A 19327-nucleotide genomic window follows, 5' to 3' on the forward strand; every position below is an offset into this window, starting at 1 on the left:
GCAAAACCCTGTCACCCATATACATGCTCGGGCATTTGCTTGCCGGTGACTGGACTGATTTGGTGATCCGCTGGCGGCAGGCAGCGGTTGGGTTTAAAAGACCCGCGCAGACGTTCTTTCCCCGTACGTGACTTCTCGACTAGCTTTCGCATGGCGCGGAAGCAAAGCCGTCCGGGTCTCCCGGATAAACTAAGACTGATGGGTAAAGGACTATCCCCCATGGCCACCAAGGGCACCGTAAAATTCTTCAACCAGGACAAGGGTTTTGGTTTCATCACTCCTGATGGCGGCGCAAAGGACGTTTTCGTCCATATCTCCGCTCTCCAGGCTTCCGGCATCCAGTCGCTGCGCGAAGGCCAGCAGGTCACGTTCGACACCGAGCCGGATCGCATGGGCAAGGGCCCGAAGGCTGTCAACATCCAGGCTAACTAAGCCTCGGGTGAGAGCCTGAACAAGGTTTCGGACGGCGCGGTGCAAACCGCGCCGTTTTTCGTCTGTCAAACCTTTGCGCTGTGAGGTCAGCAGCCTCTCGTCCATCGAACGACGGCCACTGTCGCGGGACAAGGACCGGGTGAGCCGCATGACGCTGCTGAAAGCCGATTTTATCAGGCCGGCCGCAAGCGACGACCAGCCCTAAACGGCCCCGAAGAACCCGCAAACCACGAAACTGGGATCACCGGCCCCTCAGGCACTCACCCGCTCGCGCTCGCCGGTAAAATCCACGGCGGCGAAGGCGGCCGCGATCACTTCCGGCCCCGCCCCTGGCTTGTTGGCATCGGTCGAAAGGATCTGACGATAGCGGCGCGAACCCGGCAAGCCGGTGAAGAGACCGACCATGTGGCGCGCGACATGCTGCAGACGGCCGCCATTTCCGATATGGCGCTCCACATAGGCCATCATCCGGTCGCGCAGCCCATTCCAATCAGCCTCGACGGCTGGTTCGCCATAAAAGCGATGATCGACATCGGCAAGGATCGCGGCATTCTGATAGGCGGCGCGGCCAAGCATGACGCCGTCGACCTGGGCAAGATGCGCCGCGGCCCGATCCAGCGTCTGGATGCCGCCATTGATGCCGATGAAGACATCCGGCCAGCGCTGTTTCATGCGATAGACGATATCGTAGTCCAGCGGCGGTATCTCGCGGTTTTCCTTCGGCGACAGCCCCTTCAACCAGGCCTTGCGCGCATGGATCCAGATCGCGTCCGCACCGGCATCGAGCACGCGCGTCATCAGATCGGGCAATGCCTCTTCCGGTTCCTGCTCATCGACGCCGATGCGGCATTTCACCGTCACGGGTGCCTTCGATATCGCTTTCATGGCCGCGACGCAGGAAGCCACCGTCTCGGGCGTCAGCATCAGGCAGGCGCCGAAGGTGCCGGACTGCACGCGATCGGACGGACAGCCGACATTGAGATTGATCTCGTCATACCGATACGCCTCGGCAATCCGCAGCGCCTCGGCAAGCTTGGCCGGATCGGAGCCACCGAGTTGCAGGGCGACGGGATGCTCGGCCGCATCATGCCCCAGCAAGCGATCGCGCGGCCCATGGATGATCGCATCGGCTACCACCATCTCCGTATAGAGCAAGGCATGCCGGCTGATCTGCCGATGCAAGTATCGGCAATGGCGATCCGTCCAGTCGATCATGGGGGCGACCGCAAAGATCTTGCGGCCATTTTTCAGCGCGTCGCTATACATGGGAAACCTTTCTATCCCGCGCTCTACACCAAATCCCTTAAAAAGGCCAGTTTTCGCGGGAGCAACAATGATGCTAGTTTGCCGAACGGAGTCGGAGGGCGATGCGCCCTTCCGAAAAAGATGAAAGTTTCGAAAGCCTATATGAACGTCCCGCTGACCACAGTCATTCCAGCACCTGCCCCGGTCTTCCTGCCGATCGAGGGCGAGACCGAGCTTTTCCCGGTGCGCCGCGTCTATTGCGTCGGCCGCAACTATGCCGACCATGCCATCGAGATGGGGCATGATCCCAGCCGCGAACCGCCTTTCTTCTTCCAGAAAAACCCTGACAACCTGCTCGTAGCGAGCGATTTCCCCTACCCGTCGCTGTCGTCGGATGTGCATCATGAGGTCGAGCTCGTGGTGGCGCTGCGCAGCGGCGGCACGGACATCCCCGTCGAACAGGCGCTGGATTGCGTCTACGGCTACGGTGTCGGCATCGATTTTACCCGCCGCGACCTGCAGGGCGAAGCCAAGAAGCTCGGCCGTCCCTGGGAAATCGGCAAGGCCTTCGATCATTCCGCCCCGGTTTCAGCACTCGTGCCGGCGACCCGGGCCGGCCATCCCGACAAGGGCGGCATCTGGCTGATGCGCAACGGCGAAGCCGTGCAAAGAGGCGACCTCTCGCAGATGATCTGGAAGGTGCCGGAAATCATCGCCGAACTCTCGAAGCTCTTCACGCTCGCGCCAGGCGACATCATCATGACCGGCACCCCCGCCGGCGTCGGTCCCGTTGTGCGCGGCGACCGGATCAGCTGCGCCGTCGATGGCGTCGCAACCCTGGTATTGAACGTCGTCTGATCGAGGAGGATCGACCATGCCGCTCTACGCCCTTGCCGGCCTGACACCGAAGACGCCTGGCCCGGGCCGATACTGGATAGCGCCGGACGCAACCGTCATTGGCAAGGTCGAGATTGGGGAGGATGTCGGCATCTGGTTCGGCTCGGTGCTGCGCGGCGACAATGAACTGATTGCCATCGGCAAGGGCACGAACATCCAGGAAGGTACGATGGTGCATACCGACCCGGCCTTTCCGGTCGCGATCGGCGAAGGCTGCACCATCGGACACCACGCCATCATCCATGGCTGCACCATCGGCAACAACTCGCTGATCGGCATGGGCGCGACCGTTCTGAACGGAGCACGGATCGGCAACAACTGCCTCGTCGGTGCCAACGCGCTTGTTACCGAAGGCAAGGAGTTTCCGGACGGCTCCCTGATCGTCGGCTCGCCGGCCAAAGCAATCCGCACGCTGGACGAGGCGGCAATCGAGGGCTTGCGGCGCTCGGCCCGCAACTACATCGCCAACTGGCAGCGCTTCGCCCGCGATCTTAAAAGATTAGATTAGAATATATCGATAAACTACTGGAGAACAAGCTCTACGCCGCGCAATTGGCGCAATGGCCGCGGATCTCGATGGTCGACTTCTCCGCCTTGAACTTCTGCGACTTCAGCCAATCCATCAGCCGGTGATCGACCTCGTGATCGTGGAACTCGATCACCTGCCCGCAGCTTTCGCAGATGGCAAAGGCAACAAGGCCGTGACTGTGGCAATCCTCGTTCGGATGCGCGCAGGCGACGAAGGAGTTGATGCTTTCGAGCCGGTGGACGACGCCGTATTCCAGCAGCTTGTCCAGCGCGCGGTAGACCTGCAACGGTGCGCGAAAGCCCTGATCGCGCAGCTTGTCGAGAATGGTATAGGCGCTGAGCGGCGCTTCCGCCTTGGTCAGGACGTCAAAAACGAGAGACTGGTTCTTGGTGAGCATCGGAGTGGTCATGACGACTGTCCTCTCTGTTGCGCCGCTGGGGTGCCGCTCCTGCGAACGAGGGGCAGCAGACTGATGATAAACAGAACGAGCGCCGCGACGACGATGGAAGGGCCGGACGGCGTATCATAACGCAGCGATCCGAACAGGCCGCCGACGACAGCGACGGCGCCGAGCAGCGAGGCGAAAATCGCCATCGTCTCCGGCGTCGCGGCAAAGCGGCGCGCCGTGGCGGCAGGAATGATCAGAAGCGCGGTGATAAGCAATATGCCGACGATCTTCATGGCGATCGCAATCACCACGGCCATGAGCAGCATGAACAGCAGCCTTGCCCGCTCCGGCCGCAACCCTTCGGCTTCGGCAAGCTCCGGATTGACGGTCGAGGCCAGCAGTGGCCGCCAGAGCAAGGCGATCGCCACCAGCACGAAAATGCCGCCGCCCCAGATCACCGCGATATCGGACTGGCTGACGGCCAGAATGTCTCCGAACAGGAAGGCGATGAGGTCGATCCTGACCCAGCTCATGAAGGCGACGATGACGAGGCCGATCGCCAGCGTCGCATGCGAAAGAATGCCGAGCAGCGCATCCGCCGACAGCGCCTGCCGCCGCTGCAGGAAGAGGAGCAGGATGGATACAAGCGCCGCAACCGCGAAAACGGAGAGCGTGAGGTTCAACTGGAAAAGCAGGGACAGCGCCACACCCAGCAGGGCCGAATGCGAGATCGTGTCGCCGAAATAGGCCATGCGCCGCCAGATGATGAAGCAGCCGAGCGGCCCCGTCGTCAGTGCCAGCCCGACGCCGGCGACGACCGCGCGCAGGAAGAAGTCGTCAAACATGGCGCTCTCCGTCTGCATGATCGTGATCGTGGCTATGGCGATCATGAGCGCCGTGATCGTGATGATCATCGTCGTGCTCATGATGGTGATGGCCATCCTCAGCATGGCAATGGTCCGTGATCGAGCCATCCGCATGCTGCACGCGACCATCGGGCAGATGTGTATGGTCGTGATGGTGGCTATAAATCGCCAGAGACTGCGCCGCGCGCGTGCCGAACAGCTTCACATATTCCGGGCTCTGGCTGACGGTCTGCGGCGTGCCGCGGCAGCAGACATGACCGTTCAGGCAGACGACGGTGTCCGTCGCCGCCATGACCACATGCAGGTCGTGCGAAATCAGCAGGATACCGCAGCCTTGAGAATTACGGATCGACTTGATCAGGTCGTACAGCGCTATCTCGCCGCTGAAATCCACACCCTGCACTGGCTCGTCGAGCACCAGAAGGTCCGGCTTGCGGGCGATGGCACGCGCAAGCAGCGCCCGTTGGAATTCGCCGCCGGAGAGATGCTGCACCTCGGCCTTGGCAAGATGAGCGATCCCGACGCCTTCGAGCGCGGCAATCAGGTCGCGCTCCGGCAAGGGACCGGTAAGGGTCATCAATCGCTGCACGCTGAGCGGCAGGGTCCAATCGATGGCAAGCTTCTGCGGGACGTAACCCACTTTCAGGCCGGCAACGCGATCGACGCGCCCCTCATCCGGCTTCAGGACGCCGATCGCTGCCTTGGCGCTGGTCGATTTGCCGGAACCGTTCGGACCGATCAGCGTGACGATCTCGCCGCGGCTTACGGAAAAATCGACGCCGCGAACGAGCCAGCGGCCGCCGCGACGGATGCCGACATCATGCAGCGACACGAGAGGCCGGCTCTTGCTGTCGATGGAAGAAAGCATGAAATTTCCAATTGCACTATTGCGCCATGCTATTGCACACGTTATAGCATAACGCAATTGATGTAATAACATAACAGACCCATTCAAGGGCATTTATCGCATGAACGCAGCAAAAGCCTTTCTTCCCGCAGCCGCCCTGCTCTTTTCGGGCCTGCTTGTCAGCACCACCGCAACCGCAGCCGATGCCCCACGGGTCGTGGTTTCCATCAAGCCGATCCATTCGCTTGTCGCCGCCGTCATGCAGGGGGTCGGCACGCCCGATCTGATCGTCGACGGCGCGGCCTCGCCACACACTTATGCGCTCAAACCTTCCAATGCCCGCAGCCTTCAGCAGGCGCAGTTGGTTTTCTGGGTGGGCCCGGGCATGGAAGCCTTCCTGCAGAAGCCGCTCTCCGCGCTCGGCTCCAATGCGACCGTTGTCGAGCTTGACCATGCCCCCGGCATCACGAAGCTCAAGTTCCGCGAGGGCGGTGCTTTCGAACCGCATGACGATGGCGACGAACATGAGGCCGAAGATCACGATCATGACCATGGCGAATTCGATACCCATCTCTGGCTCGATCCGCACAATGCCAAAGCCATGGTCACCGAAATCACCACCTCCCTGGTCGCCGCAGATCCCGCCAACGCCTTGACCTATGAAACGAACCAGAAGGCTCTGAACGACAAGCTCGATGCCCTGGATACGGAGATTGCCTCGACCCTTGCCCCGGTGAAGGACAAGCCCTTCATCGTCTTCCACGATGCTTATCAGTATTTCGAGCATCGTTACGGCGTGCGCGTTTCCGGTTCTATTACGGTGAGCCCCGAGACCATTCCGGGCGCGCAGCGCGTGGCCGAGATCCACAGCAAGGTCGCCGGCCTCGGCGCGACCTGCGTGTTCGCCGAGCCGCAGTTCGAACCGAAGCTGGTCAATGTGGTGCTGGAAGGAACATCCGCAAAGTCGGGCGTGCTCGACCCGGAAGCCGCGACCCTGCCGCAAGGACCGGATCTTTATTTCGATCTGATGCGCGGTATCGCAAGCTCCCTGAAAACCTGCCTCTCCTGAGACAGGCTACATATCGCCAAAAAAAGCGAGCGCATGGCTCGCTTTTTTCATTCCAACAAATGTAATGATATTACATTACAAGGAGGATGCCATGAACAAGAAACTCCCGGTCACCGTCCTTTCCGGCTTTCTCGGCGCCGGCAAAACGACCCTGCTCAATCATATCCTCAACAATCGCCAGGGCCTGCGGGTTGCCGTCATCGTCAACGACATGAGCGAGGTGAACATCGACGCGGCGCTGGTGCGCGACGGAGGCGCCAATCTCTCCCGCACGGAGGAACAGCTTGTCGAAATGACCAATGGCTGCATCTGTTGCACGCTGCGCGACGACCTGCTGAAGGAGGTCCGTCAACTCTCCGAGCAGGACCGTTTCGACTATCTGCTGATCGAATCGACGGGCATCGCCGAGCCCCTGCCCGTTGCTACAACCTTCGAGTTTCGCGACGAGGACGGCAGCAGCCTCTCCGATGTCGCCCGGCTCGATACCATGGTCACCGTCGTCGATGCCGCCAACCTTCTCGCCGATTACGGGTCGACGGATTTCCTCGCCGATCGCGGTGAAACCGCCGGCGATGGCGACAATCGGACGATCGTCGATCTGCTGGTCGAGCAGATCGAATTTGCCGATGTCGTTATTCTCAACAAGGTCGGCTCTGCAACGCCCGAACAGCGCGATGCCGCCCGCAAGATCATCGTCGGGCTCAATCCCGATGCACGGCTCATCGAGGCGGATTTCGGCATAGTCGAACCCGCCGAGGTTCTCGGCACCGGCCGTTTCGATATCGATCGTGCCGAAACCCATCCGCTTTGGTATAAGGAATTGCACGGCTTCAAGGATCATGTTCCCGAAACGGAGGAATACGGCATCCGCTCCTTCGTCTACCGCGCGAAGAAACCGTTTGATCCGCTTAAATTCCAAGAATTTCTCAACCGGTCATGGCCCGGCGTCGTTCGTGCCAAAGGCTTCTTCTGGCTTGCGACCCGGCCTTATTATGTCGGGGAGATGAGCCAGGCCGGCGCTTTGGTGCGGACAAGCAAGATGGGCCTCTGGTGGGCGGCGGTGCCGCAGGAGCAGTGGCCGAGCGATCCGGGCTTCAAGCGTGCGCTGGCACCTTATCTCGACCCGATCTGGGGCGACCGACGCCAGGAGCTGGTATTCATCGGCGCTGATCCGATGAGCGAAAAGCAGATCACCGCCGAACTGAATGCCTGCCTCATCGAGACGGATCGCTTTACGCCGGAACGCTGGCGCGACCTGCCCGATCCCTTTGCAAGCTGGAACAGGTTGACGGCATGAAGAGGCCAAAAACGATCAGATTTCGTTGCTACTGCTTCGAATGCGACGGCAACGACAAACCGGCAGGCGATAATGGATTGCGATCCGACGCAACGAAACCAGATCAGGATCAGCCCGACACCATATCGGGCGAAACAGATCCTCACCGGATGCAGGAGGCGATCGGAAAAATGCTGTTCGGAGCCTGAGCGTAAGCTCAGGCTACCAGCATCCCGTCCGGAACAGCAATGATCTCATGCATGACGAGCAATGCACCGATCACTTCCGCCTTCGCGCGCAGCGGCGTCATGGTGCAGTGAAGGACGTTGCCGGGGTTGACCTGGTGACAGGATGGATAAAGACACTCCACTTTTTCGCCTGCAAAACAGGCATCCAGCTTTGCCTTCACGCTGCCTTCGAAATATTCGGAGCCGACGAATTCCGAGATATGACGCCCCAGGAGCTCCATCGGCTTCGATTTCAGAAACTCCGAATTGGCCGCATTGCTGTAAAGATAGCGATAGTCACGCGTGATAACGGCGACGCGATCGGGGAGATTATCCAGAATGGCATCGTTGAGAACGAGGCCCTCTTCCAAGCCGAATACGGCGTCGCGATCGATCTTCTCGTGCGAGAATGTTCTGATTATCTCTCCGGCCGACTCGTTTGCACCGCCGAAATAACGGTCGAGCAACAGCGCAAGCGATGCGGAATTGCGCAAGACCCGCGTGCGATCATCCGCTTCCTCCCGCAGGAGATTGTTCGTGAACTGAAGCTGCATATAGATTTCGAGCAGGCTCGTGGCCTTATGGGCCAGAATAGCCGTGACAAGCGGCTCCAATTCGCGATCGAGTGACGCTACAAGCTCGTCATCGCCAAGTTTTATCGCACGCTGAATCTGATTGCATTTCCTGGAGAAGGCATGAAAGAGTGCCAGCAAAATTGCCCTCCTGTCCTTGATCATGACAGGACGCAGGGCCTCGTTTCCCGGCGTTGCCATGCCCAAGGATATTCAGTTTGATGTCCGCATTCTCATCAAACTTTCTACATCGTGAATTATCATGACTTACCCACACTTTCAATCCGGGTGAACGGGAGTTCGCGGGAAACGAGAAGTTTCCGAAATCCAAAGCTTACCAAAGGCAACGGCCGCATGGCGATGGGATCAAAGATCCATGCCGGCTGTTCAGGCACGCGCCGGATAGCGAAAAGCCTAGAAAACGGTCTTCTTGATATTCCAGCGATCGTGATACCAGAGCCATTGTTCGGGATGCTCCTTCACCCAGCCCTCGACCTTGTCGTTCAGCATCTGTGCTGTTGCGGTCAGATCGAGGCCACCCGCTTCGTTGCGCGGCAGTTCCATCTTCGGCTCGATTTCCAGCCGGTAGCGGTTGCCGGGCAGACGGATGCAGCGGGCCGGGTAAACCTCGCAATTGAACTGCCGCACGAGCTTCGGCAGCAGCGGATTTGTCTTCACGTCCCGGCCGAAAAACAAGGTCTTCAGGCCCTTGCGGAACTTCTGGTCGACCAGCACGCCCACACCGCGGCCAGCTTCCAGCTCCCTGGCCAGGGCGAAGGACGACCCCGCATGCGACGGCACGAGATTGCCCATGCGCTTTGCTCGGAAATCGAACACCTTCTTCGCCACATAGGGATTGTTCGGCGGACGAAAAAGCACCGTTACCGTCAAACCGAAGGCCGCGCCCGCAACGGGCAGCAGTTCGAAATTCCCCGTGTGTCCGGTAAAGACGATGAAAGGCCGCGGATTGTCCCTGAGATCCAGGAAGATCGGAATGCCGGAAACTTCAATGCGGCCAGGCTTGTCGCTATGGGGATCGAAATCGAAAAGCCGGTCGAGGAAGACGTACTCCGCCGCGAGCCTGCCCATGTTGCCCCAGCTCGCCAGCGCGATCCCTTCTATCTCCGCCTCGCTCTTTTCCGGAAAGGCGTTGCGCAGATTGGTCAGCATCAACTGATGCCTGCGCATCCGCGGGCCGAGCATGCGGGTCAGCCGATCGGCAAAATTGATGCCCGCATCCGCCGGAAACAGCTTCAGGAAATTGAGGAAGCCGAAAATGACCTGCGCCACCAGCCACTGCCGGAAATTTCTGAGCGCAAGGACGATCCGGGTGATGAAGAGCTTCACGCGGCTCAGTCCATCTTCAGGATGATCTTGCCGAAGATCTGACGCGATTCCATCCGCTCCAGAGCCCGGTCGATATCGCTGAAGCTCACTTCGGTATCGATCACCGGATGCACCAGCCCGCGCGCCATCTTCTGCATCGCATTGGCCATGTTCTCCATACGGCAGCCGAAGGAGCCGAGCAGCTTCAGCTGCTGCTGGAACAGCATCATCAGGTTCATTTCGGTGGAAACGCCCGAGGTGGAACCGCAGGTGACGAGGCGGCCGCCGCGCTTCATGCAGAGCATCGAGCCCGCCCAGGTGTCCTTGCCGACATGTTCGAACACGACGTCGACACCCTTCTTCTTCGTCAGCTTGCGCACGACGCCCTCGAAGCGGTCGGTGCGGTAGTTGATGACGTGATCGGCGCCAAGAGCCTTCGCCTTCTCGATCTTGTCGTCCGAACCGACGGTGGTGATGACGGTGCAGCCGATTTTCTTGGCAAGCTGGATGGCAGCCGTGCCGATGCCCGAGCCGCCGGCATGGACGAGAATCGTCTCGCCCGGCTCCAGCTTGGCATTGTCGAACAGCATATGCTCGACCGTACCGAAGGTGACGGGAGCCAGCGCGGCACCGATCGCATCGACGCCGGGAGGCGCCGGAACAAGCAGACGCGCCGGAAGGTTGACCTTCTCCTGCGCGAAACCATCGAGATGGAAGCCATGCACGCCGCCGACATGTTCACAGAGATTGTCGCGGCCCTCGCGGCAATGGCGGCAAAGGCCGCAGGTGCGTGCGCCGTAGATCGATACCAGCTGTCCGGGCAGTACGTTGGCCACGCCCGGCCCGATCGCTTCGACCACGCCGGCGGCTTCCGCCCCGATGACGAGCGGCATCTTGCGCTTGGCGAACGCCATGCCGCGCCAGCCCCACACGTCGATATGGTTGAGGGCGACGGCCTTGACGCGCAGCGTCACCTCGCCCGCACCCGGCGCTTCCGGCTCCGGCAGATCGGTGATCTCAAGTTTGCGGTCGTCGATCAGTTGCAAAGCACGCATGGCAAAGTCCTTCGCCCCTCGGGCGCATTATTATTGGTTCTTCAAAAGTCCGATTAAGCCGGTTCAAGCGCCATGACAAGGCTGGCGTTCTGGCCGCCGAACCCGAAAGAGTTCGAAAGAACGGCATTCACCTGCGTCTCACGCTTGCTGTTCGGCACGACGTCGAGGATGATCGACGGATCGGGGTTGTTGTAGTTGATGGTCGGCGGCAGCGTTCCGGTCAGCATGGTCTGCAGCGAGAACACCGCCTCGACGGCGCCTGCGGCCGTCAGCGTATGGCCGATCATCGATTTGTTCGACGAAACCGGAATGGTCGGAAGCCGCTCGCCGAAGACGGCGGACATGGCGCCATACTCCATCTTGTCGTTTTCCGGCGTCGAGGTGCCGTGGGCGTTGATGTAGCCGATATCGGTTTCTTCCATGCCCGCGTCGGCCAGGGCGGCGCGGATCGTCGCGATGGCCGGGCCGCCGTCGGGCGAAGAGCGCGTGCGATGGAAGGAGTCCGCCTTGTCGCCGGCGCCCTTCATGATGCCGAGAATCTTTGCGCCGCGTGCGACCGCCGCCTCCAGCGATTCCAGCACCAGCGTCGCGGCTCCTTCCGCTATGACGAAACCGTCGCGGTCCTTGCTGAAGGGCTTCGAAGCCTTGGTCGGCGGGTCGTTCTGCGTCGACAGCGCCGACAGCAGCGAGAAGCGGATCAGCGCCTCGGCGCTGAGCGAACCGTCGGTCGCAACGGTAAGTGCGCGGGTGGTGCGGCCCTGGCGAATCGCCTCGATACCGAGCTGGATCGCGGTCACGCCGGAGGCACAGGCAGTCGACAGCGTAACCGGCAGGCCGCGCGTGCCGAAGCGGTCGGCAAGACGCTCGGAAATGGCGCCGAAAAGGGCTGCCTCATGAAAGGCTGGATCGGGACGCTGGCGCATGGCAGCGAGGAAACGCTCATAGGCGTCACCCTGATGATCTGCCGGCGGCGAACGGTCGGCAAGCGCGAAGCGGGCACTCCATTCCGGCTCGATCGGCGGTGCGGCCAGGAAAAGCGGCGCATCGAAATCGCCCGAGAGGCCGGCCTGCGCCAGAGCCTCGATAGTTGTTTCACGCGCGAAGGCATAAGAGCGCTCGACGGCGTTCGGCGCCGGAATATCGATGAAATCCACCGTGCCGGCGATACGCGTCGAAAGCCCGTCGGTCGGGAAACGCGTGATGTCGTGGATACCCGAGGTGCCGGACGAAAGCGCGTTCCAGTTGTCCTGCAGCCCCTGCCCCAATGACGTGATGATTCCCATGCCGGTAACGGCGACGATCGGGCGTCCGAGATGATCCTTATAAGCGGTCATATCCTGTTCCTCACGCTTCAGCGGAAAGTACGGCGATGCCTTCGCCGCGCGCATGGCCGACGGTCGTCACCACGGCCTTGCGTGCGCCCGTTGTCATCGGCTTTTCATGCTCGGCATCGAAGGGAGGCACCTTGGCCCTGTTGGCGACGGCAAGTGCCGCGAAGGCAAGCCCGAGCGTAAACTGACTTTCGAGTCCATGGCCGGAAATGCCGGAATAAGCACGAATGGCCGAACCCGGAAGCTGGGCCTCCAGCACGGCCTTCTCGCGCTGGGCCAGGTCGTGGATCGCCGTCGTGCCGGAGAAGACGATGGTCCCCTCGCCTGCCTCTTGCTTGGCGGGCGCCAGCATGCGCTCAAGCCGCGCTTCGAACTTGCCCTCGTCGCGGCGACCGCGGTCGCCCTCGACGGAATCGATCGTCGCGTAGATATGCGCGCCGCGGCCCTCGGCGTGAGCGCGCGATTCAAGCACCAGGAAGGCACTCAGCGAGCCCATGATCATCCCGCCGCCGTCTTCCGGCTTGCGCGACCAGACGGGATGCCAGTCGCCGACAGCATGCGCGTTAATGGACTCGATCAGGAGGATCATGTCGAGACGTTCGGCCGAAAACGCGCCGCCCACCAGCGCATGGCTCGATTCGCCCGACTTGATGCGATGGAAAGCGGTCTCGACCGCCGAAACGCCGGCAGCCTCTTCGCCCATGAAGGTGCGCGACGAGCCGGTGACCTTTTGAACGATCGAGATATTGCCTGCGAGCAGGTTCGAAAGCTGCGCCAGGAACAGGGTCGGCCGCAGTTCGGTCGTCAGCTTCTCGTTCAGCAGCAATTCGCGGTCGTTGCGCTTCAGGCCCTCGTCGACGATCAGCGTATCGACATTGATGTCGCGCTCGCCGCCGCCTGCCGCGACGATCATGTCCATCGTCCCGCAGGCTTCCATGTCATCCTTGAAGCCGGCGTCGTCCAGCGCCAGGCCGGCGGTGAAGACGCCGATACGCTGCCAGTTTTCCATCTGCCGCTGATCGCCCCGCTTCGGAATCTGCTGCGACCAGTCGATCTCAGGCAGCGGATGCACGGGATAGGGCTTGAATTTCTCGGTTTCGACGATGATCGGCGGCGCCTTCTCCGCAGTCAGCAGGGCCATATGCGCATCCTTGCCGACACCCTGGCAAGTGACGACGCCGATACCCGTGATCACCACATCATTCTGAGCCTTGCTCATTCATCAATCCTCTTCGAATGCGATGCCGGGCACGCCGGCAGCATCAACCGTTGGCAGCGATGGCGTCGAAAAGCCCGACTTCCCCTGCCCGCTTGCGCACGATATCGGCGAGCGGCACCTCATTAAACGGCATGGTGCGCAGCTTCAACTGCGCATCGCAGACCTTCTTTCCCGCAATGGCGATGCGCGCCTTGGTGACGGCAAAGCCCGAGCCGTCGTGCTCCAGCTCGGCTTCGATATCGAGTTCCGCTTCCGGCTCGACGAAGGTCCGCATCTTCGCACCGTCGACCGACATCAGGAACGGCATGTAGGCAAATTTCGTCGCCGCGAGCACCAGCATGCCCGAGGCCTGCGCCATCGTTTCGATGAGAAGAACGCCGGGAACGAGCGGCATGCCTGGGAAGTGGCCCTCGAAAACCGGGCTTTTCGCCGGAACGACGGAATGCGCCTTCAACAGGCCCTTGGACAGATCGACGGATTCGATCCTGTCGATCATCTGGAAATATTCCAGCAGCATCAATGCCTCCGCTCCTACCCGGCAGCGCAGGATGCTCCGGGCGGGATACGCTATTTAAGAATGAAACCGCCCGGCCGCCATATTCAGGGGCGGCTGGGCGTCAAAAAAATGCAAGGATGATGCTCAGCCCTTGGCGGCGCGCAATTCATCGATCTTGGCACAGAGATTCTTCAGAACGAAGTATTCTTCGGTCGAAACCTTGCCTTCGTTGACTTCCTGCGTCCACTGCTCGAGCGGGATCTTGATGCCGAATTCCTTGTCGATAGCGAAGACGATATCCAGGAAGTCCAGGCTGTCGATGCCGAGGTCGTCGATCGTGTGGCTATCCGGAGTGATCGTATCACGGTCGATTTCGCTGGTTTCAGCGATGATGTCGGCAACTTTGTCAAATGTAGCAGTCACTGCCCATACCTCTTGAAATAATAATTCATCCCCCTCATAGGGAAATCCATTCCAAAAGCCAATGGTTTCCGCCAGAAACCCCGGCAATTTGGTAAAGCACTGTTGCGCAAACAGCAAAATGACACTTGCGTCATAATTGCGGAATCATGGCGACATGCGCGCAAGATGCGGCAGCATTGCGGCCCGACCGCAACGGCGCGAACCGGCGCCTTGGCAAAAGATCAATCGCTGATCACGATGCGCGTATTGCGAAGCCCCGCATCCGCCGCCATGGCGAAGAAGGTCGCGGCGTTGCGCGTATCGAGCCGCACGCAGCCATGCGACGCCGGCCGGCCAAGATGCCTTACCTCATAGGTGCCATGGATAGCATAGCCGCCGTTGAAGAATACGGCATAGGGCATGGGCGCATCGTCGTATTTCTTCGAGCGATGGTCTCTGGAGAGCCATTTGGCCGTGTAAGAGCCGATGGGCGTCACGTAGCCTCTGCGGGCCGTCGACACCCGCCAGCGATACCGGAAAGCTCCATCCTCGGAAACGGTCATCGTTTGCGATCGAAGATCGACCACGGCAAGAACCGTTCCGGCATGCGCCGAAACAGTATGAAATTGCATGCATAGACAGGCTGCTACAGCCAATACGGCAGGTTTCATCTTGTCCCCTCCGACTGTTTGCTTCGTCGTGAAGCAATTCAGACGATGGAGAAGCTTATCAGCATGCCAATTATACCAAATTAATACGTATAGTGAGCGATCTGTTAATATAACGGAGCATCACAGCAGCAGCAGAAATCCCACGAAGGCGAGAAGCACCAGCATCGAGCATGCGGAATAGAAGATGGAAATGCCGGCTTCGATATCGCTGACGGTCGCCGTGTCGCGGCCCGCGCCGTTGATCATAGGCTCACGCACGAGTTCCCCGCCATAGATGCGCGGCCCGGCAAGCTGGATATCGAGCGCGCCGGCCATCGCCGCTTCCGGCCGGCCGGAGTTGGGCGAACGGTGCAGCCCGCCGTCCCGGACCCCGATGCGGATCGCGTTTCCGAGCGCGGAGATCCCCCGCTTGGCCAGAGCGCCGACGGCGATCAGCAGGATCGAGAGCCGTGCGGCCGGCCAGTTGGCGATATCGTCGAGGCGCGCGGCGGCGCGGCCGAAATCGATATAGGTTTCGGATTTGTGGCCGATCATCGAATCGGCGGTATTCAGCATCTTGTAGAAGAAAAGACCCGGCAGGCCGAAAACGCCGTACCAGAGCGCGGGAGCGACCACGCCGTCGGAAAAATTCTCGGCGAGGCTTTCGATGGCCGCGCGGCAGATGCCTGGCTCATCCAGCGTCTCGGGATCGCGACCGACGATGCGCGAGACGGCAAGCCGCCCGCCCTCCAGGCCATCGTCACGCAGCGCCCGCGACACCTCCGCGACGTGATCGGCAAGACTCTTCTGCGCCAGAAAGACCGCCACGAGCACCGCCTCGGCCAGAATGCCGAGCCAGCCGAAGAAAGCGAGAAATCCGTGGACCGCCCAGCCGGCGATAATCGCCCCCATCAGCAATGCGACGATCGACATGATCCCGTTGCGGCGGCGAAGCACGCCCGGCAGATGCCTCGCATTGAACCGGCGGTCGAAGGACGAGATCGCCTTGCCGAACAGCACGACCGGATGCGGAAAACGCTGCCAAAGCCAGTCGGGATCGCCGACGATGCGGTCGAGCAGCAATGCAAGAACCAGAATGAGCAAATGTTCGTCGGCGGTCATGTCGAATAATCCTCCAATACCCCGGCGAGTCTTTGGTCCGCCTCCTCATCCGGAGCCAGCCCGAAACGCAGCCAGTTGCGCGCATAATCGAACTTGCGGACCAGAATGTGATGACGGCAGAGATGCGTATATATGCCCTCGGCCCGGTCGTCTGCAACCAGCGCAAACAGCGCCGTGCCTCCGGCGACATGGAGACGGGAGCGGCGCAGAACCGTCTCGAGCGCCGAATGTCGTTGAAGGATACGGTTCCGGATAGCGCTCGTGTCGCTTTCCATGAGCGACGCCGCGATCGAGAGCGCAGGGCCGGAGACCGCCCAGGGGCCGAGCCAGTCCTCGAAACGGGTCATGATGGAACTCTCGGCAATGACGAAGCCGAGACGCAGGCCGGCCAGACCGAAAAACTTTCCGAAGGAGCGGAAGATAACAAGATTTGGCATCGAGGCGGCGAAGGGCGCCATGCTGGCCGCCGGCTCGATATCGCCGAAAGCCTCGTCAACGACGAGGATGCCGCCTCGCCTTTGCAGCCTCTCGTGCAACTCCCGCAACTGGTCGATCTGCAACGTCCGCCCATCGGGATTGTTGGGATTGACGGCAACGACCAATCTGTCCTCGGCTGTGAGTTCCGCGATCGTCGAGACCTGACGCACCTGCAAGCCCGCGAGCGTGAAGGCGCGCGCATACTCGCCATAGGTCGGCGACAGGATCGCCACGCGACTGCCGGCTACGAGCCTGGGCAGCAATTGAATGACCGATTGCGTGCCCGGAACCGGCAAAGGCAGAAGATCGCCGCTGCGGTAATAGCGCCCCGCCGCTACCCGCGCCCGCTCCTGCAAATACTGATCCGGCAACCTGTGCCACGCCGCAACGGGGATGTCGGGCAAAGGAACGGGATGGGGATTGATACCCGTCGACAAATCCAGCCACTCCTCCGGACGCCCGCCATATTGACGCGCCGCAGCGGTAATGCCGCCGCCATGCGCAATCCTGTTCGTCATGAGGCATCTCCGGAAAGATCGATCAGATGCATGTAGGAGCCCGCGACATTGCCGCGCTGCAAGCCTGCCACGCCCAGATCGGCATCGAGCGCATCCCGGACCGCAAACAGGCGGTCCGCCTCGCCTTCCGATACGACGGTAGAATAGTGAAACTCGTGCGCCGTCATCGGCTTGTCGAAAAAGGACCCGGCAAGCGGCGTCACGCGCCGATAGCCGAGATGGCGCTGGCGCTTCTCGTAGCTGGTGACGACGGGCAAGAGGCCAAGCATCTCGTGGCGGGCGCCGGCCGCATCGACCAGTCCCTCGCCAAGCACCATATACCCTCCGCATTCGCCATAGACGCGAGCCCCGCGCGCGGCGGCGGCTTTCACGCCCTCGCTGAAATGCCGGGAGGAGGCAAGCTTTCCCGCGTGCAGTTCCGGATAGCCGCCAGGCAGGTAGATGGCGTCCGCATCGGCCGGTGGCGCCTCGTCCGCCAGCGGGGAGAAAAAGGAAATCTCGGCACCGCGGCGCTTCCAACCGAGCAGCATATGTTCGTAGCAGAAGGCGAAAGCGATATCCCGCGCGACGGCGATCCGCTGGCCGAATGGCATCAGCCGCGCGATGTTCGCCGCCGACGGACGCACGATATTCTGCTGGGCTGCCCGCAAAAGAAACCCGAAATCGCATCCCTTGGCGACGACATCCGCCGCCGCCTCGATGAAATTCTCCAGCGCCTCATGCTCGCCGGCCTGCACCAGGCCGAGATGCCGTTCCGGCAGATTCAAGCCCGGGTCGTTGCGAATGACGGCAATGACGGGCATTCGCACCACATCCAGCGCCTGACGCAGCATCTTCTCATGCCTTTCGCTGGCGACGCGATTGAGCACGACGCCCGCAATGCGGATATCGGCGCGGAAGTTGGCAAAACCGCTGACGACAGCCGCAACCGATTGCGACATGCGGGAGGCATCGACAACAAGAACGACGGAGAGGCCGAGAAAGGCGGCGAGATCGGCAGGCGTCCCCGTACCATCGGCAGCGCCGTCGAACAGGCCCATCATTCCCTCGATGACGAGCATCCGCCCGCCGGCGCGATGAAGCGCGGAATTAGCGGAAATGAGTTCCGCACGCATGGCCCAGGGATCGAAATTGAGGCAGGGCGAGCCTACCGCCGCCGCGTGAAAGGCGGGATCGATATAATCTGGCCCCGCCTTGCCCGAAACGACCGCAACACCCCGGTTCCGCAGCGCCCGCAAAAGACCGAGCGTGAAGGTCGTCTTGCCGGAGCCCGAAGAGGGTGCAGCGATCAGGAAGCCGCTCATGCCGACACCTTGCGTCCGCCTTCGCCATGCCGTTCCACCGCCGGCAGAAGCTTGCGGCCGGAAAGAGCGCCGAGCCAATCCAGCGACGGCCGAAGTTTCACCACTTCGCCGACGACGACGATGGCGGGCGGTTCGAGACCGGAAGCCTCGACATCCTCCGACGCCCGCCCGAGGGTCGTCTCGAGCACCTGCTGAGACTGCGTCGCGGCATTGCAGACGAAAGCGACGGGCTCCTCGGCCGAACGGCCGGCAGCGATGAGGTTGGCGCTGATCTGGGCGATATGCTTCATCGCCATGTACATGACGATCACAGGCGATCCCCTGCCGATCGCTTCCCAGTCGATCGCGTCGGGCACGAGGCCGGAGGAATCGTGTCCGGTCAGGAAGGTGATGGCATGATTGACGTCGCGATGCGTGACGGGAATGCCGGCATAGGCAAGCCCGCCGATACCGGCGGTAATGCCGGGCACGATGCGGAAGGGAATGCCGTGCTCGACAAGCATCAGTGCCTCCTCGCCACCACGTCCAAAAACGAAGGGATCGCCGCCCTTGAGGCGCAGAACCCGCTTGCCGGCCCGCGCCAGTTCCACCAGCCGCAGCGAGATGTCCCGCTGGCTGGCCGATGGCTTGCCGCCGCGTTTGCCGGCATATTCCAGCACCGCGCCCGGTCGAGCAAGCTTGAGGCAGTCGTCGTTCACGAGCGCATCGTGCACGACGATATCCGCCTCCGCCAGCCCCTTGGCGGCCAGCAAGGTCAAAAGCCCGGCATCTCCCGGCCCGGCGCCGACGAGCCAGACGGAGCCCGGCTCCAAAGCCGGCAGATTGGAAAAAGCGCTATCGTTCATCCCCTGTGTCCTATGCCCGGATGGCTGAAATTGCAATGTTGAGAACGGGATAAGGCAGGCGCATCCCGAGGTCGTTCCATTGCCGATAATATGCGACACAAGGTCTGAACTGCGGCGATGACGCGCTATGGGCTTTGCCAGCGGCGACAGTTCGCGGAAAAACAGGGGACGGGCCGTACTGGCTTCCGGATTCGATATATCCGGATAATCGAACAACCATATGAAAAATCGAAA

Annotated in this window: 21 protein-coding genes; 5 read left to right on the top strand and 16 right to left on the bottom strand. The window is 61.2% G+C overall.

Annotated features, from left to right (window positions below; genetic code table 11):
- The first annotated feature begins 219 nt into the window (after positions 1-219).
- Positions 220-432, top strand: coding sequence for a cold-shock protein (locus ACJJVH_RS07765; protein ID WP_004109325.1), 213 nt, complete (start codon positions 220-222; stop codon positions 430-432).
- A 252-nt stretch (positions 433-684) separates the two neighbouring features.
- Here the strand turns inward: ACJJVH_RS07765 and dusA are convergent, their stop codons facing one another.
- A complete protein-coding gene (dusA, locus tag ACJJVH_RS07770; protein WP_412065030.1) occupies positions 685-1698 on the bottom strand; it encodes a tRNA dihydrouridine(20/20a) synthase DusA in 1014 nt (337 codons plus the stop codon).
- A gap of 120 nt (positions 1699-1818) precedes the next feature.
- Between dusA and ACJJVH_RS07775 the strand changes: the two genes are divergently transcribed.
- Both ACJJVH_RS07775 and ACJJVH_RS07780 read left to right on the top strand, forming a co-directional pair.
- Positions 1819-2535: a fumarylacetoacetate hydrolase family protein gene (locus tag ACJJVH_RS07775; RefSeq protein WP_412065031.1), complete on the top strand. Its 717-nt coding sequence runs from the start codon at positions 1819-1821 to the stop codon at positions 2533-2535.
- 16 nt (positions 2536-2551) lie between these two features.
- Positions 2552-3082 carry a gamma carbonic anhydrase family protein gene (locus tag ACJJVH_RS07780; protein WP_112797729.1) on the top strand — a complete coding sequence of 177 codons (531 nt, stop codon included), beginning with the start codon at positions 2552-2554 and terminating at the stop codon, positions 3080-3082.
- 31 nt (positions 3083-3113) lie between these two features.
- Here ACJJVH_RS07780 and ACJJVH_RS07785 read toward each other — a convergent pair whose 3' ends face one another.
- Genes ACJJVH_RS07785 through ACJJVH_RS07795 form a run of 3 tightly spaced genes read right to left on the bottom strand, consistent with a single transcriptional unit; the run spans position 3114 to position 5225 of the window.
- Entirely contained in the window at positions 3114-3512 is a 399-nt protein-coding gene (locus ACJJVH_RS07785) for a Fur family transcriptional regulator (protein WP_037149480.1), read from the bottom strand.
- Positions 3509-4336 carry an iron chelate uptake ABC transporter family permease subunit gene (locus ACJJVH_RS07790; RefSeq protein ID WP_113371383.1) on the bottom strand — a complete coding sequence of 276 codons (828 nt, stop codon included), beginning with the start codon at positions 4334-4336 and terminating at the stop codon, positions 3509-3511. The genes ACJJVH_RS07785 and ACJJVH_RS07790 overlap by 4 nt, the downstream gene beginning before the upstream one ends.
- A complete protein-coding gene (locus tag ACJJVH_RS07795; RefSeq protein WP_162703968.1) occupies positions 4329-5225 on the bottom strand; it encodes a metal ABC transporter ATP-binding protein in 897 nt (298 codons plus the stop codon). Before ACJJVH_RS07795 ends, ACJJVH_RS07790 begins: the two co-directional genes overlap by 8 nt.
- Before the next feature lie 100 nt (positions 5226-5325).
- Between ACJJVH_RS07795 and ACJJVH_RS07800 the strand changes: the two genes are divergently transcribed.
- Both ACJJVH_RS07800 and ACJJVH_RS07805 read left to right on the top strand, forming a co-directional pair.
- The gene (locus tag ACJJVH_RS07800) at positions 5326-6273 is read left to right on the top strand and encodes a zinc ABC transporter substrate-binding protein ZnuA (RefSeq protein WP_113393915.1); all 948 of its coding nucleotides are present in this window, start codon (positions 5326-5328) and stop codon (positions 6271-6273) included.
- Positions 6274-6364: 91 nt separating this feature from the next.
- Complete coding sequence (locus ACJJVH_RS07805) at positions 6365-7570, top strand: CobW family GTP-binding protein (RefSeq protein ID WP_113371279.1); 1206 nt, start codon at positions 6365-6367, stop codon at positions 7568-7570.
- Positions 7571-7766: 196 nt separating this feature from the next.
- Here the strand turns inward: ACJJVH_RS07805 and ACJJVH_RS07810 are convergent, their stop codons facing one another.
- The 12 genes from ACJJVH_RS07810 to cobA all read right to left on the bottom strand — a co-directional run bounded on the left by ACJJVH_RS07810 (position 7767) and on the right by cobA (position 19093).
- Positions 7767-8489 carry a PAS domain-containing protein gene (locus ACJJVH_RS07810; protein ID WP_112798156.1) on the bottom strand — a complete coding sequence of 241 codons (723 nt, stop codon included), beginning with the start codon at positions 8487-8489 and terminating at the stop codon, positions 7767-7769.
- Between the two features lie 273 nt (positions 8490-8762).
- Entirely contained in the window at positions 8763-9695 is a 933-nt protein-coding gene (locus ACJJVH_RS07815; RefSeq protein WP_112797736.1) for a lipid A biosynthesis lauroyl acyltransferase, read from the bottom strand.
- Between the two features lie 5 nt (positions 9696-9700).
- A complete protein-coding gene (locus ACJJVH_RS07820) occupies positions 9701-10729 on the bottom strand; it encodes a zinc-binding dehydrogenase (protein WP_112797738.1) in 1029 nt (342 codons plus the stop codon).
- A gap of 53 nt (positions 10730-10782) precedes the next feature.
- The gene (locus ACJJVH_RS07825; RefSeq protein WP_112797740.1) at positions 10783-12063 is read right to left on the bottom strand and encodes a beta-ketoacyl-ACP synthase; all 1281 of its coding nucleotides are present in this window, start codon (positions 12061-12063) and stop codon (positions 10783-10785) included.
- Between the two features lie 10 nt (positions 12064-12073).
- On the bottom strand, positions 12074-13279 hold the full coding sequence (locus ACJJVH_RS07830; RefSeq protein ID WP_113385569.1) for a beta-ketoacyl-ACP synthase: 1206 nt from the start codon (positions 13277-13279) through the stop codon (positions 12074-12076).
- A gap of 43 nt (positions 13280-13322) precedes the next feature.
- A complete protein-coding gene (locus ACJJVH_RS07835; RefSeq protein ID WP_112797744.1) occupies positions 13323-13796 on the bottom strand; it encodes a 3-hydroxyacyl-ACP dehydratase FabZ family protein in 474 nt (157 codons plus the stop codon).
- 123 nt (positions 13797-13919) lie between these two features.
- A complete protein-coding gene (locus ACJJVH_RS07840; protein WP_069613139.1) occupies positions 13920-14198 on the bottom strand; it encodes an acyl carrier protein in 279 nt (92 codons plus the stop codon).
- Between the two features lie 221 nt (positions 14199-14419).
- Complete coding sequence (locus ACJJVH_RS07845; RefSeq protein WP_412065032.1) at positions 14420-14848, bottom strand: L,D-transpeptidase; 429 nt, start codon at positions 14846-14848, stop codon at positions 14420-14422.
- A gap of 120 nt (positions 14849-14968) precedes the next feature.
- Positions 14969-15949, bottom strand: coding sequence for an adenosylcobinamide-phosphate synthase CbiB (gene cbiB / locus ACJJVH_RS07850; protein ID WP_112797747.1), 981 nt, complete (start codon positions 15947-15949; stop codon positions 14969-14971).
- The gene (cobD, locus tag ACJJVH_RS07855; RefSeq protein ID WP_412065033.1) at positions 15946-16944 is read right to left on the bottom strand and encodes a threonine-phosphate decarboxylase CobD; all 999 of its coding nucleotides are present in this window, start codon (positions 16942-16944) and stop codon (positions 15946-15948) included. The genes cbiB and cobD overlap by 4 nt, the downstream gene beginning before the upstream one ends.
- On the bottom strand, positions 16941-18248 hold the full coding sequence (locus ACJJVH_RS07860; protein WP_412065034.1) for a cobyrinate a,c-diamide synthase: 1308 nt from the start codon (positions 18246-18248) through the stop codon (positions 16941-16943). The genes cobD and ACJJVH_RS07860 overlap by 4 nt, the downstream gene beginning before the upstream one ends.
- Positions 18245-19093, bottom strand: a complete 849-nt coding sequence (cobA, locus tag ACJJVH_RS07865; RefSeq protein WP_412065035.1) for a uroporphyrinogen-III C-methyltransferase — start codon at positions 19091-19093, stop codon at positions 18245-18247. Before cobA ends, ACJJVH_RS07860 begins: the two co-directional genes overlap by 4 nt.
- Between the last annotated feature and the right edge of the window lie 234 nt (positions 19094-19327).

Source organism: Rhizobium sp. SYY.PMSO, from assembly GCF_046840415.1.
Classification (GTDB): Bacteria; Pseudomonadota; Alphaproteobacteria; order Rhizobiales; family Rhizobiaceae; genus Rhizobium.